The 14459-nt window shown below is 73.2% G+C and carries 10 protein-coding genes and 1 pseudogene; 2 read left to right on the forward strand and 9 right to left on the reverse strand.

The annotated features are described in order from the left end of the window. Positions 1-1911, forward strand: a pseudogene (locus tag BG452_RS16790) (hypothetical protein); the annotation flags it as partial. Positions 1912-2161: 250 nt separating this feature from the next. Here BG452_RS16790 and BG452_RS16795 read toward each other — a convergent pair. The 4 genes from BG452_RS16795 to BG452_RS16810 all read right to left on the reverse strand — a co-directional run bounded on the left by BG452_RS16795 (position 2162) and on the right by BG452_RS16810 (position 7203). Continuing rightward, positions 2162-3568 carry a S8 family serine peptidase gene (locus tag BG452_RS16795; protein ID WP_188305110.1) on the reverse strand — a complete coding sequence of 469 codons (1407 nt, stop codon included), beginning with the start codon at positions 3566-3568 and terminating at the stop codon, positions 2162-2164. Positions 3569-3854: 286 nt separating this feature from the next. Next, positions 3855-4613, reverse strand: a complete 759-nt coding sequence (gene fabG / locus BG452_RS16800) for a 3-oxoacyl-ACP reductase FabG (protein ID WP_188305111.1) — start codon at positions 4611-4613, stop codon at positions 3855-3857. A 189-nt stretch (positions 4614-4802) separates the two neighbouring features. Further along, positions 4803-6002 (reverse strand): thiolase family protein, encoded by a 1200-nt coding sequence (locus BG452_RS16805; protein WP_188305112.1) that lies wholly within the window; start codon positions 6000-6002, stop codon positions 4803-4805. Positions 6003-6039: 37 nt separating this feature from the next. After that, positions 6040-7203, reverse strand: coding sequence for an acyl-CoA dehydrogenase family protein (locus BG452_RS16810; protein ID WP_188305117.1), 1164 nt, complete (start codon positions 7201-7203; stop codon positions 6040-6042). 128 nt (positions 7204-7331) lie between these two features. On the opposite strand from BG452_RS16810, the gene BG452_RS16815 reads away from it, so the two are divergent. Then, complete coding sequence (locus BG452_RS16815; RefSeq protein WP_188305113.1) at positions 7332-7976, forward strand: TetR/AcrR family transcriptional regulator; 645 nt, start codon at positions 7332-7334, stop codon at positions 7974-7976. Between the two features lie 135 nt (positions 7977-8111). Here the strand turns inward: BG452_RS16815 and BG452_RS16820 are convergent, their stop codons facing one another. From BG452_RS16820 to egtB, 5 genes are all read right to left on the reverse strand, one after another. Continuing rightward, positions 8112-9224 (reverse strand): nitric oxide synthase oxygenase, encoded by a 1113-nt coding sequence (locus BG452_RS16820; protein WP_223242322.1) that lies wholly within the window; start codon positions 9222-9224, stop codon positions 8112-8114. A gap of 352 nt (positions 9225-9576) precedes the next feature. Next, a complete protein-coding gene (locus BG452_RS16825) occupies positions 9577-11001 on the reverse strand; it encodes a sugar porter family MFS transporter (RefSeq protein WP_317621088.1) in 1425 nt (474 codons plus the stop codon). A 166-nt stretch (positions 11002-11167) separates the two neighbouring features. After that, positions 11168-12139 (reverse strand): L-histidine N(alpha)-methyltransferase, encoded by a 972-nt coding sequence (gene egtD / locus BG452_RS16830; protein ID WP_188305114.1) that lies wholly within the window; start codon positions 12137-12139, stop codon positions 11168-11170. A gap of 45 nt (positions 12140-12184) precedes the next feature. Further along, a complete protein-coding gene (gene egtC, locus BG452_RS16835; protein ID WP_188305115.1) occupies positions 12185-12934 on the reverse strand; it encodes an ergothioneine biosynthesis protein EgtC in 750 nt (249 codons plus the stop codon). Next, positions 12934-14334, reverse strand: a complete 1401-nt coding sequence (egtB, locus tag BG452_RS16840; RefSeq protein ID WP_188305116.1) for an ergothioneine biosynthesis protein EgtB — start codon at positions 14332-14334, stop codon at positions 12934-12936. The genes egtC and egtB overlap by 1 nt, the downstream gene beginning before the upstream one ends. Positions 14335-14459 lie beyond the last annotated feature (125 nt).

Here is a 14459-nt window from a genome sequence, read left to right on the forward strand (position 1 = left end):
ATCCTGGTGATCGAGGGCGGCTACGGCACCTCCGGCCGCCGCACCTGGGGCCGGGGCGGCCCCACCCAGGCGCCGGTGCTGTCGGCGATGCTCGCCGCCGTCTCGCCACAGGTGCTGCTCGCCGCGGACGCGGTGGACGCCGTCCACCTCCCCGGCGCCAGCGACCCGCACACCGTCCTCGCCCACCTGCGCGCCGCCTCCCGGCACCCCGGGCCGCTGCTGGTCCACCTGGGCGGGCACGTCGTCGCCGACAAGCGCGGCGGGCAGCTGCAGCTCACCCTGCGCGATTCCAAGCAGGACGGCCTGCCCTGGCAGGCCGTCGCCGCCGAACTGAGCCACCGTCCGGCCGAGTGGCAGACCCTGGTCATCGCCGACCTGAGCGCCGACCAGAACGCCTGGCCGTACCTCCAGGGCACCGTCTCGCCGCTCAGCGAGGGCATCCCGCTGTGGGCCGTCGTCAGTCCCGATCCGGAGCAGATCGGCACCTTCACCCGCGCCCTGATCGAGGCACTGCACGGCGGACGCCCGGGGGCGGGCGAGGTGCTCGCCCCCGAGCAGCTGCGCCAGCAGGTGTACTCGGTGCTGCGGCCGGACGTGGTCATCCTGGCCACCCACGCCCCGGACCGCCCGGTCTTCCGCAACACCGCCCGCCGTGGCGAGGCCCTGGTCGCGGACGCTGTGCTGCCGCTGCCGGAGGCGCTGTCCCTCTTGGACGCGCCGTCGGTCGTGGACGCGGTGGCCGAGCCGGCGCTGTCCCTGGCGGCGCCGCTGTCGCTGCCGCTGCCGCGTCAGGCGGAGTCCTGGGACGCCGTGGCCGAGCGGGCCCCGGCGGCCGAGGCCCTGGTCCCCTCTACGCCCGTGGGTGGACCGGTGAACCTGGTCAAGCCCGGCGTGCCGCCCACACCGCCGCGACCGGCCCGCCCGGTCAGCCTGCGGAAGGCGGGCGAGCAGCCCGCCGAGGAGCCGTCGAACGTCAGCCTGCACAAGGCCGCCGCCGACGCCGTGGCGCCGGCCATGGCGGAGGCCGCGTCCTCGGCGGGCGTCACCCTGCGCAAGGCCCGGCCGGAGCCCGCGGACACCGTTCCGGAGGCGGCCGGGGGGCCGTCGGCGGTGGTCGCCGAGGATGTGGCCGATGCCGCTGAGGTGGCTGACCCGGCTGTGGTGGCGGGGGAGCCCGCCGAGGAGCCCCGGGACGCCGTCCCGGCCGAGGCCCTGCCGACGGCCGACGAGCCGCAGGGCGAGGTGCCCGAGGGCGAGGTGCCGGCCGACGAGGTGCCCGTCGCGGAGGTGCCCGTCGCGGAGGTGCCCGTCGCGGAGGTGCCCGAGGACGAGGTACCCCGGGACGAGGTACCGGCCGACGAGGTCCCGTCCGAGGTGCCGCCCGCTCCGCCTGCTCCGCCCGTGCAGGCCGAGGCGACCGCCGACGGCCCGCAGGCCGGCGCCCCGGCCGCCAACGCGCCGCGCGAGGACTACCGCGAGGTCATCGGACGGATCGTCCGCAGTGCCGACGCCGGGGACCACGCCGCCGCCACCGACCTCGCCTTCGCCCTCGAACTGGAGGCGATCGCCGAGCACGGAGCGGTCTCCGAGCCGGTCCTCCAGGTGCGCCAGGTGCGCGCCCACGTCTGCCGGCTGGCGGGCCGTACCGCCGAGGCGGCCAGCATCTACCGCGAGGTGGCCCTGACGCTGCTGCGCTCGCAGGGGGCGGAGGACCCGGAGGCCCAGCGGGCGGCCACCAACGCCGAGGCCTGCTGGCGTTCGATCGCCGACCGGGCGGAGGCGATCCGCATCGCCCCGGAGATCATCGAACTGCGCGCCTTCCTCCCGGGCCGGGACAACCGCAAGCTCCGGGCCGCCGAGCGCTACCTCGCGCAACTGGCGGCCACCCCGGCGGGCGCCGACCGAGCCTGAGCCGGGCGGCTCCCGGCTCCCGGCTCCCGGCTCCCGGCTCCCGGCTCCCGGCTCCCGGCTCCCGGCTCCCGGCTCCCGGCTCCCGGCTCCCGGCTCCCGGCTCCCGGCTCCCGGCTCCCGGCAGCTGACGGAGAGCAGAGAACGGCAAACAGAAAACAGCGAACGGATAACAGATGTTGAAATCTGTTATCCGTTCGCTGTTACTTGTCAGCTGTTACTTGTCAGCTCTCACGCACGCACGACCAGCTGCTTACTGCTCGTCGCCCTGGCTGTTGTCGTCGCCCAGCACGTCGCCCGCGATCGCGTGGACGAACTTGGCGCCGTCGATGGTGCCCAGGCCGCTCGCGAGGTCGTAGCCCGAGGCGGCGTTGTAGCCGGTGACGCCGCCCCAGCCGTTGTCGCCGTCCTTGACGTCCACGATGCCGCTCCAGCTGTTCGGGAGCAGGCTCAGGCCGTACAGGCTCGGGTTGAGCTGGCCGAGGCGGTGGCCGGCGAGCTGGTCGGCGAGCGCGACGACGCCCGAGAACAGCGGGGTGGCCTCGCTGGTGCCGCCGGTGAGGTGCCAGCCGACCGCGGTCGGGTCGTAGGACTCGTAGGTCCAGGCGGCGCCGTCGACGGCCGCGCTCATGCTGATGTCCGGGGTGCCGCGGTGGTTGCCGGTGACGTTCGCGACGCCGGTCTGGTACCACGGGCGCTGGAAGATGCCGGACACGCCGCCGCCGCCGGCGCCGGACTTGTCGTGCCACACCTTGTCGGCCGCGGTGCGCTTGCCGTTGTCGTCCAGGGTCAGCTGGGTGCCGCCGATGGAGGTGACCAGCGGGTCCGAGGACGGCCAGGAGTTGACCTTGAACGGGTACAGGTCGGTGCCGTTGGTCTGCGAGTCGGTCGCGCCGTTGTCGCCGGAGGCGGCGAGCACGGTGACGTCGCGGTCGGCGGCGGCCTTGAAGGCGTAGCGCAGGTCGGTCAGCGACTTGAAGTCGCCCTTGTCGTAGCCCGGGAAGGTGTTCTCGGTGGCGCCGAAGCTCTGCGAGATGACGTCGCCGACGCCCTTCTTGATGAGGTCCTTCTCGGCGTCCATCATCTCGGGCAGGCCGGTGGTGCCCTCGGTCTCGGCCACGCCGGTCTCGACCAGGATGATGTGGGCGTCGGGGGCGATCGCGTGGGCGTACTCGACGTCCAGGGTGGTCTCGCCGGCCCAGCCGGTGTGGTCGGGGTTCTTCGGGTCGAAGACCGGGACGTTGCCCCACTTCTTGACCTCGACCTGGGTGTCCTTCAGACCCCACTGCTTGTCGAAGACCTCGAGGTCGTGCTGGATGGTCGGCGAGCCGAAGGAGTCGACGATGACGATCGTGCGGCCCTTGCCGGTGATGCCCTCCTTGTACAGCGGGGCCAGGTTGTACGCGGCCTGGTACTGCAGCGGGGAGTAGCAGTGAATGCCGATCTGGCTGACGCACTGGGTGGTGCTCAGCGGCGCCGGGCGGGTGGTGGCGAGGTGGTGGCCGAAGGAGGCCGGGCGGACGTGGACGCCCGAGTAGTCGTGCGCGGGGGCGGCGGTCGCGGCGCCGACGGCCGGAACGGCGACGGTGCCGGCGGTGAGGGCGGTGGCCCCCACGGCGAGCAGAGCCAGGGCACGGCGGAGGGTGGCGGGGCTGCCCATGGGACTCCTTGGGACGCAGAGGGCCCGACCTGGGGTGGTCGAGTCGGTTTCGGACATCCCATCGACTGCCGCATGATCATGCCATAGTCATTTGGTGGGGTCGTCTGACCAGGCACATGGTCATGATCGGCCACGCGAAAAGGTAAAGGCCGTCCCAGGGAAAAGTAACCGCGCACCTGGGACGGCCATCTGATGACACGTCAGTAATATTCAATGAATATTAACCGTATCTACCCAGTGCCCACTCAATTCAACTGGCGGCCACCGGTTTCACCCCTGGGGGTGGCTATCGAGCCCCGCCGTTGACGTAGAGGGTCTGCCCGCTGACGTACGAGGCCTCCTCGCTCGCCAGGAAGGCCACCACCGAGGCGACCTCCTCCGGCTGCCCGACCCGGCGCAGCGGCGTGCGGGCGGACACCTCCGCCTGGTGGTCCTCGGCCGTGGCGCCGACCCGCTCGGCGGTGGCCGCCGTCATCGCGGTGGCGATGTAGCCGGGGGCGACGGCGTTGACGTTGATGTTGAACGGCCCGAGCTCGATCGCCAGGGTCGCGGTGAGCCCCTGGATGCCGGCCTTGGCGGCCGCGTAGTTGGCCTGGCCCCGGTTGCCGAGCGCGGAGCGGGAACTGAGCGAGACGATCTTCCCGTACTTCTGCGCCACCATGTACTTCTGGGCCACGTGGCTGCAGTTGTACGCGCTGGTCAGGTTGACGGTCAGGACGGTGTCCCAGTCGGCCTTGGACATCTTGAAGAACAGGTTGTCCCGGGTGATCCCGGCGTTGTTCACCAGGACGTGCAGCCCGCCGAGTTCCTCCGCGATCCGGGCGAACACCTCCTCGACGGCGTCGTAGTCGGCCACGTCGCAGCCGTAGGCCCGGGCGGTGCCGCCCTTGGCGGTGATCTCGGCGACCGTCCCGGCCGCCCGTTCGGCGGTCAGGTCGACCACTGCGACCGTGGCGCCCTCCTCCGCCAGTCGGCGGGCGGTGGCCGCGCCGATGCCCTGTGCCGCGCCGGTCACCACGGCGACCCTGCCCGTGAATCGCGCCATGTCGGTTCCTCCGCTCATCTGGAAACTCCCTCGGACGTTCTCGGCCTCAACCGTTCCGGAGGCCGGCCGTTCTGGACGTCAGCAGTTCTGGACGTCAGCAGCGCTGGACGTCAGCAGTTCTGGACGTCAGCAGTTCTGGACGTCAGCTGTTCTCGGCGTCAGCCGTTCTGGCCGTCAGCAGCTCGGCGGTCAGCCGTTCTCGACCAGCACGGCCGTACCCTGCCCCACGCCCACGCACATCGTGGCCAGGCCGCGCCGGGCGCCGGTGCGGCGCATGCGGTGCAGCAGGGTGGTGAGGATGCGGGCGCCCGAGCCGCCCAGCGGGTGGCCGAGGGCGATCGCCCCGCCGCTGGGGTTGACCAGCTCGTCCGCCCGCTCCGGGCTGAACCCGATGCCGTCGGCGGAGGCCAGCGCCTGGGCGGCGAAGGCCTCGTTCAGCTCGGCGGTGTCCAGGTCGGCGAGGTTCCAGCCGGCCCGGCCGAGCACCTTGGCGGTGGCCGGCACCGGACCGATGCCCATGACGTCCGGGTGCACCCCGGCCGAGGCCCCGGCCACGTACCGGCCGAGCGGCTGGAGCCCGAGGTCGCGCAGGGCCTCCTCACTGACCAGGACGAGTCCGGCCGCGCCGTCGTTCATCGGCGAGGCGTTCCCGGCCGTGACGGTGCCGCCCGGACGGAAGGCCGGCTTGAGCCGGGCGAGCTTCTCCAGGCTGGTGTCCTCGCGGATGCCCTCGTCCTGGCTCACCGTCACCCCGTCCGGCCGCTCCACCGGGACCAGTTCGGCGTCGAAGTGCCCGTCCTTGCGGGCGGTGGCGGCCCGCTGGTGGCTGCGCAGCGCGAAGGCGTCCTGGCGCTCGCGCCCGATGCCGTACCGGCTCGCCACCTCCTCGGCGGTCTCGCCCATGCTGAGCACGCCGTGGAGTTCGGCCATCCGGGGGTTGGTGAGCCGCCAGCCGAGCCGGGTGTCGTGGGTCTCGATGCGGTGCGGCAGCGCCTCGTCGGGGCGAGGCAGGACGAAGGGCGCGCGGGTCATCGACTCGCAGCCGCCGGCCAGCACCACCTCGGCCTCCCCGGAGCCGATGGCCCGGGCGGCGAGGGTGACGGCCTCCAGGCCGGAGGCGCAGAGCCGGTTGACGGTGGCGCCGGGGACGGTCTCGGGGAGGCCGGCCAGCAGGACGGCCATCCGGGCGGCGTTGCGGTTGTCCTCGCCGGCCTGGTTGGCGGCGCCCCAGTAGACGTCGTCGATCCGGGCCGGGTCGAGGGCGGGTACGTCGGCGAGCAGGGCGCGCAGCACGGTGGCCGAGAGGTCGTCCGGGCGGACCGTGGCGAGCGCTCCGCGCAGTCGGCCGATGGGTGTGCGGCGGGCTGCGGCGAAGTAGACAGGGCGCACGTCGTGCTCCTTATCGGATGTTCGGGAGGGTGGCGGGTCAGAAGGCGTTGACGCCGGTCAGGGCACGCCCGATGAGCAGTTGGTGGATCTGGCTGGTGCCCTCGTAGAGGGTCATCACCCGGGCGTCGCGCAGGTACTTGCCGACGGGGTACTCGTCGATGAAGCCGTAGCCGCCGAAGACCTGGAGCGCGTTGTTGGCGGCCCGGACGGCGGCCTCGCTCGCGTAGAGCTTGGCGACGGAGGACTCGGTGGCGAACGGGAGGCCGCGTTCGATGTGGTCGGCGACCTTCCAGGTGAGCAGCCGGGCCGCCTCGACGTCCACCGCGATGCCGGCCAGCAGTTCCTGGACGAGCTGGTGCGAGGCGATCGGCTTGCCGAACTGCTCGCGTTCGCCCGCGTAGCGGACGGCGGCCTCCAGACAGGCCCGGGCGATGCCGACGCAGCCGGCCGCGACCGACATCCGCCCCTTGGCCAGGGCCGCCATCGCCACCGTGAAGCCCTTGCCGAGCTCGCCGAGCCGGGCACTGTCGGGCACCCGGACGCCGTCCAGGGCGAGTTCGGCGGTGGCCTGGCCGCGCAGGCCGAGCTTGCCGTGGATCTCGGTGCGGCCGAAGCCGGGCAGGTCGGTGGGGACGAGGAAGGCGGTGATGCCCCGGTGGCCCTGGTGTTCGGGCCGGTCGCCGCCGGTGCGGGCGAAGACCAGGGCGACGTCGGCCCAGGTGCCGTTGGTGATGAAGGTCTTGGCGCCGCTGATCAGCCAGCCGTCGCCGTCGCGCACGGCCCGGGTGGTGAGGTTGGCGGCGTCCGAGCCGGTGCCGGGTTCGGTGAGCGCGAAGCAGGCGAGCGCCTCGCCGGAGGTGAGCCGGGGCAGCCAGTGCCGCTTCTGCTCCTCGGTGCCGAAGCCGTTGATCGACTTGGCGACCAGGCCGAGCGAGACCGAGACGATCCCGCGCACGGCGGAGTCGCCGCGGCCGAGTTCCTCCAGCACCAGGCAGTACGCGAGGTGGTCGCCGCCGCTGCCGCCGTACTCCTCGGGGATGGTCAGGCCGAGGAAGCCGACCTTCCCGAGCTTGCCGATGATCGCGCGGTCCACCTGTTCGGCGCGGTCCCACTCGGCGGCGTACGGAGCGATCTCGCGGTCGGTGAAGGAGGCGGCGAGGTCCCGGACGGCGGCCTGCTCCTCAGACAACTCCAGGTTCACGACGGTGCCCACCTCGTTAAACTAGCGCTGCAAGTTTTACGAGGGGACTGTAGCTCCGACCCGCCGTACTGGGAAGGGGCACCTGTCAGAATCGGTCCTCACCCCACCCGACCGGAGGTAGCGACCCGATGGCCCGCCCGCGCACCCCGCTGCTCAGCCGCGAGCGCATCGTCGCCGCCGCGCTGCGGCTGATCGACGGCGAGGGGCTGGAGGTCCTCTCCACCCGCCGCCTCGCCGCCGAGCTCTCGGTCAGCGGGCCGTCGCTCTACAACCACTTCGCCACCAAGGACGAACTCCTGGACGCGGTGGTGGACAGCGTCATCGGGGAAGTCGACCTGTCGATGTTCAGCGCCCCGGACACCCCCTGGCCGCAGGCGCTGCGCGACTGGGCGCGCTCCTACCGCGCCGCCCTGGCCGCCCACCCCAACATCGTCCCGGTGCTCGCCCAGGGCCCGGGGCGCCGGCCCAACGCGCTGCGCCTGGCCGACGCCGTCTTCGGGCACCTGGTCGAGTCCGGGTGGCCGCGCGGCCAGGCGACCCGGATCGGCGCGCTGATGCGCTACTTCGTCACCGGCTCCGCGTTGGCCTCCTTCGCGGCCGGCTTCCCGGCGGACGCCGAGGTCTACGACGCGGCCGACTACCCGCACCTCGGCGAGGCGCACCGGCTCGCCGGGCACCGGGGGACGGTCGACGAGGGCGCCTTCGAGACCGGCCTGGAGGCGCTGCTGGACGGGCTCGCCCTGCGCTTCGAGCGCCTCGCCGTGCGGTCCTAGGTTTCTGGACCACGTCACCGACCTCCGTGGTCCGCCGCCGCCGACCTCCGTGGTCCGACAACGCCGACCTCCGTGGTCGGTACACGTGGTCGGTACACCTGGCGCCCGGGGGCCGGGTGTACCGACCCCCGGGCGCTACCAGGGTTCGCGGGTCAGGAAGGCCGGTCGCTGCTCCGGGTCCACCGGGTCGTAGTAGCGGTGGTAGACCGGCGTCAGCCCGCCGGAGACCGGGGGCACGATCCAGCTCCAGTCCGCCGGGGTCGGGCGGCCGAGCCGCTTCTCCTGGGCGACGTGCTTGAGGAAGCGTTCCGACTCGGTGTGGTGGTCGGCGATCGTCACCCCGGCCTCCTGGAAGGAGTGCAGCACCGCCAGGTTGAGCTCGACCAGGGCGCGGTCGCGCCAGAGCGTGCGGTCGCTGGAGGTGTCCAGGCCCAGCCGGTCGGCGACGGTGCCCAGCATGTCGTAGCGGTCGGCGTCGGCGAGGTTGCGGGCGCCGATCTCGGTGCCCATGTACCAGCCGTTGAACGGCGCGGTGGGGTAGCGGACGCCGCCGATCTCCAGGGTCATGTCGCTGATCGCGGGCACCGCGTACCAGCGCAGCCCGAGGTCGGCGAACCAGGCGTGCTCGGGGTGGCTCAGCGGCACCTCCAGGGTGGTGCCGTCCGGCAGTTCGTACCAGCGGGGCTGCTCGCCCGGCCGTTCCTGGATCAGCAGCGGCAGTGCCTCGAAGCGGTCCTCGGCGCACTTCCAGCCGAGGTCGCGGGCCCGGGCGGTGAGGGCGGCGCCCGCCGGGTCGCCGACCACGGTGCTGCCTTCCGGGCGGTCGACGCGGTGTCCGGCGTAGCGGACCAGCTGCTGGTTGAGGATCCGCGCGGCCGGGCGGCCCGGGCGGTCGGGGGCGAACACCGAGACCATCGGGCGGATCCGGCCGCCGTTGCCCGCCAGCCGCAGGTGCTCGAAGCACTCGGCGGCAATGTCGTCGGCGGAGGACAGGTGGCGCAGGTCGCGGACCACCAGGCTGCGCCAGTAGAGCCGGCCGATGCAGCGGGCGGCGTTGCGCCAGGCGAGCCTGGCGCCGTAGGCGAGTTCGGCGGGGGTGTGCCGGTAGCTGCCGGTGCGGTCGATCTCCTCCCGGACGGCCCGCAGCCTGGGCTCCGGGTCGCCGGCGGCGGGCTGCTCGCGGTGGAACTGCCGGAGGAACCCGGCGGCCTGCTCGGGGTCGGTGAACGACGGTGGCGCGGGCGGCAGTTGCGGCTGCCGGCCCGACGGTGCGGGCGGTGCGACGGGACGGCCGACGGGTGGGGCGGCACGTGGTGCGACGGCCGGTGCGACGGCCGGTGCGACGGCCGGTGCGACGGATGGGGCGAAGGTCGTCGCGATGTGGGCGTGGGCGTACGGACAGCCGCCGCTCGGGGCGGCGGCGGTTCTGCGGGTGCGGAGCCGGTTGAAGATCAAGGACACATCCCTCCTGTCGCACAGGAGTACCGGAGGTGCCCGGCCCGCCGTGGAGAGTGAACGATTCGGCCCCCGCACCCGCGCTCAGCGCGCTAGGGTGCGGGGGCCGAAGGTCAGACTGTAGGACCGGCGGGTGCGGGGCTGATCAGCCCATGTCCTCCAGCCGGACGCCCTTGGTCTCCTTCATGAACTTCGCCACGAAGACCAGCGACAGCGCCGCGAAGGCCGCGTACACCAGGTAGGTCGCCGAGAGGTTCCAGCGCGACAGCGACGGGAACGAGACGGTGATCGCCCAGTTGGCGATCCACTGCGCGGAGGCGGCGACGGACAGTGCGGCGGCGCGGATCCGGTTCGGGAACATCTCGCCGAGCATCACCCAGACGACCACGCCCCAGGACATCGCGAAGAACAGCACGAAGGCGTTGGCGGAGATCAGCGCGACGGTGCCCTGGAGGTCGGGCAGCGTGACGTTGTCGCCGGAGCCGGTCGCGGAGGAGAACGCCCAGCCGGCCGCGGCCAGCGTGACGGCCATGCCGGCCGAGCCGATCAGGGCGAGCGGCTTGCGGCCGATCCGGTCGACCAGCAGGATCGCGATCACGGTGCCGAGGATGTTGATGACCGAGCCGATGAAGCTGATCAGCAGCGAGTTGCTCTGGTCGATGCCGACCGACTGCCACAGGATCGACGAGTAGTAGAAGATCACGTTGATGCCGACCAGCTGCTGGAAGACCGACAGGCCGATGCCGACCCAGATGATCGGGAGCAGGCCGAAGCGGCCGCCGAGCAGATCGCGGAAGCGCGGGCGGTGGTCGGAGGCGATCAGCGACTGGATCTCGGCGATCCGGGCGTCGGCGTCCACGCCCTCGCCCTCGATCGCGGCCAGCACCTTGCGGGCGTCGTCCAGGCGCTCGGCCTGGATCAGGTAGCGCGGGGACTCGGGGATCATCGAGGACAGCACGAAGTAGACCGCGGCGGGGACGACGCAGATGCCGAGCATCCACTGCCAGGCCTCCAGGCCGAGCAGCCGGCCGCGGGTGTCACCGCCGGCGGCGTCCGCCAGCACCCAGTTGACCAGCTGGGATATCGCGATGCCGAGCACGATCGCAGCCTGCTGGAAGGAGGCCAGCCGGCCCCGGTACTTGGTCGGCGCGACCTCGGCGATGTAGGTCGGGGCGATCACCGAGGCGATGCCGATGGCCGCGCCGCCGAGGACGCGCCACAGGGCGAGGTCCCAGGGGGAGAACGGCAGCATCGAGCCGACGGCGCTGACCGCGAACAGCAGCGCGCCCGCCTTCATGACCTTGATGCGGCCGTAGCGGTCGGCGAACCGCCCGGCCAGCGCGGCGCCGACCGCGGAGCCCAGCAGCGCGGAGGACACGATCAGGCCGGTCTCGCCGCTGCCGACGCTGAACTTCCCCTGGATGCCGGAGACGGCGCCGTTGATCACGGAGCTGTCGTAGCCGAACAGGAAACCGCCGAGGGCCGCGGCCGCGGTGATGAAGACGACGAAACCGAGGCGGCCGGGCACGGTGGCCTCGGCCGCCCCGGAGGGCTTCTGGGTGACGCTCACGATCTTGACTCCTGGTACTCAACGCTGAGCTCGGTAGCCGAGATCGTAACCCCTATTCGTTCAAGCCTTGTACGCGGGGAAGCTCAAATTTTGCTCTGAGAATTCGTAAGGTGAACAAGCAAATTGAGCCTCCTCGCTGTCGTCGCCCGTGGGGGCCGGCCGGCCTTTACGCCGGGGCGGACAGCGAGAGTCCGAACCGGCCCTCGGGGTCGGTCCACCAGTGGGTCAGCCGCAGTCCGGCCGCCGCCAGTTCCCCGGTCACCCGCTCCCGGGTGAACTTGGCCGACACCTCGGTGCGCAGTTCCTCGCCCCGCTCGAAGTGCACCGGCAGGTTCAGGGCCGGGATCTTCACGGTCTGCGAGCGCAGCGAGCGCAGCCGCATCTCGATCCACTCCTGCTCCCGGTCCCAGAGCGCGACGTGCTCGAAGGCGGCCGGGTCGAAGTCGGCGCCCAGCTCGCGGTTGAGCACGTTGAGCACGTTGCGGTTGAACTCGGCCGTCACCCCGGCGCCGTCGTCGTAGGCGGCGACGAGCACCGCCGGGTCCTTGACCAGGTCGGTGCCGAGCAGCAGGAAGTCGTCCGGGTCGAGGGCGGCCCGCAGGCCGTGCAGGAAGGCGGCGCGCTCCGGCGGGAGCAGGTTGCCGAGAGTGCCGCCGAGGAAGGCGACCAGGCGGGGGCCGCCGTCCGGGGGCAGGCCGAGTCGGGCGGTGAAGTCGGCCAGCACCCCGTGCACGGCCAGGCCCGGGTACTCGGCGGCGAGCGCGGTGCCGGCCGCGACCAGCGCGCTCTCGCTGACGTCCACCGGGACGTAGGTCTCCAGGTCGCCGGTCGAGCGCAGCGCGTCCAGCAGCAGCCGGGTCTTCTCGGAGGAGCCGGAGCCCAGCTCGACCAGCGTGCGGGCGCGGGTGGCGGCGGCGATCGCGCCGGCCCGGGCGGTGAGGATGGCCCGCTCGGCGCGGGTCGGGTAGTACTCGGGCAGCCGGGTGATCTCCTCGAACAGCTCGCTGCCCCGCGCGTCGTAGAACCACTTCGGCGGCAGCCATTTCGGCTCGGCGGTCAGGCCGTGCCGGACGTCGTGGTGCAGCGCGGTGCTGAAGTGGTCGGCGGGCAGCAGTCGGACGAGATCAAATGTGTCCATGACAGGGTGGGTCCTCTGTTCAGAAGATGAAGGGAGAGTGGAGGGTCAGTAGTGGCGGGGGAGCGGCCGGACCGAGACGCCCCCGGCGTCGGCCAGCAGCAGGGAGCCGTCCGGGACGGGCGTCCAGCCCGGATCGTCGTCGTACGGCTCGGAGGCCACCACCGTGCCGAGGCCGGGCAGCGCGCGGTGGTGCAGGGTGTCGCCCCAGGTGGTCGCGGCGAGCGTGGTGCCGTCGGTGAGCAGCAGGTTGAGCCGCCCGGTGGTGTGCGCGGTGACGTCGGCCACCGTGCCGGCCAGCGCCTCGCCGAGGTCCGCGCCCCGGCGCAGCCGGTGCAGGGTGAGCGCCCACAGCAGGGCCGAGTCGCTCCGGGCCTCCAGCTCCAGCAGCTCGGCGGGCGGCAGCAGGGCGGCCAGCGTGTCCAGCTTGCCGGGCCAGCCGGCCACCGCGCCGTTGTGGCTGAACAGCCAGCGCCCGGCGGCGAACGGCGCGGCCGCGCCCTCACCCGCCGCGCAGCCCTCGGTCGCGGAGCGCACGGCCGCCACCAGCGCCCGGGTGCGGATCACCCGGGCGAGGTCGGCGAAGGCCGGGTCGGCCCAGATCGGCCCGGCCCGGCGGTACCGGGCGGGCAGCTCGTCGCCCTCCGCGTACCAGCCCAGGCCGAAGCCGTCCACGTTGACCGTCCCGTACTGCTGGGTGCGCGGCGCCCAGGACTGCCGGTACAGCGCGTACGGCGGGTGCACCAGCAGCTCCTGCGGCGCCACCGGACCGCCCAGGTAGGCGAGATGGCGGCACATCAGGCCCGCCCCGGGTCGTGGTCCAGGCTGCGGGCGGTGCGGAAGCCGGCGAAGATCTGCCGCCGGACGGGGTAGTCCCAGTTGCGGAAGGTGCCCCGGCAGGCGACCGGCGCCACCGCGAAGCAGCCGCCGCGCAGCACCTTGTACTCGGGCCCGAAGAAGACCTCCGAGTACTCCTCGTACGGCCAGGCCCGGAACCCCGGGTACGAGTGGAAGTCGCTGGCCGTCCACTCCCACACGTCGCCCATCAACTGCCGCACGCCGTACGGTGACTGACCCTCAGGGTAGCTGCCGGCGGCGGCCGGGCGCAGATGCCGCTGGCCGAGGTTGGCGTGCTCGGGGCCGGGCGGGCCGTCGCCCCAGGGGTAGCGGCGCGAGCGGCCGGTGGCCGGGTCGTGGCGGGCCGCCTTCTCCCACTCGGCCTCGGTCGGCAGCCGCCGCCCGGCCCAGCGGGCGTACGCGTCCGCCTCGTACCAACTGACGTGCAGCACCGGCTCGTTCGGCGGTACGGGCTCGACCGCGCCGAAGCGGCGGCGCAGCCACTGGCCGTCCTGGCGCTGCCAGAACAGCGGGGCGGTCAGGCCGGCCCGCAGGCGGTGCTCCCAGCCCTCCGGCGTCCACCAGCGCGGCTCGTCGTAGCCGCCGTCGGCGATGAAGCGCTGGTAGGCGGCGTTGGTGACCGGGGTGGTGTCCAGGAAGTAGCCCGGCAGCTCCACGGTGTGCGCCGGGCGCTCGTTGTCCAGCGCCCACGGCTCGGTGTCCGTGCCCATGGTGAACGGGCCCGCGGGGACGAGGACTTCGGCCGGCAGGGTGGCCGCGTCGGCGGGCGCGGGCGGCGGCGGGGGAGCGGCCAGCGCGGGCTCGCCCCGACGGAGCTGATGTGTGATCAGCATCGTTTCGTCGTGCTGCTGTTCGTGCTGGGCGATCATCCCGAAGGCGAACCCGGCGTCCAGCAGCGGCGCGCCCTCCAGCGGGCTGGCGGCCAGCAGGTCCAGCACCCGGCCGCGCACCTCGTGGGCGTAGGCGCGGGCCTCGGCGGGCGGCAGCAGCGGCAGGCTCGGGCGCTCGGCCCGGGGGTGCTGGAACGCGTCGTACAGCGGGTCGATCTCGGGGTGCATCGGGTCGCGGCCGCCGACGTTGCGCAGCAGCCAGAGCTCCTCCTGGTTGCCGATGTGCGCGAGGTCCCAGACCAGCGGCGACATCAGCGGCGAGTGCTGGGCGGTCAGGTCGGCATCCTCGACGCAGTCGGTCAGCGCGGCGGTCCGGGCGCGGGCGGCCAGCAGCTCGGTGGCGATGATCTCGCGCAGCGCCTCGCTGCCCGCCCCGGGGTCGGGGGCGGGGTCGGGGGCGGGGCCCGGGGCGCCCGGCCCCGGGGCGGTGGGGGGTCGGACGTCGGTCATGAGGCCTCCTCCGGGAGAGTGCGTCGGGTGCCGGAGCGCAGGGCGTCCAGCTGGTCGTCGGCCGGGCAGCGGCCGCGCGCGGGGTAGCGCTCGGCGAACTCGGCGACGGTGGCGCGCAGCCGCCC

Source organism: Streptomyces sp. CBMA123 (assembly GCF_014596465.1).
Classification (GTDB): Bacteria; Actinomycetota; Actinomycetes; order Streptomycetales; family Streptomycetaceae; genus Kitasatospora.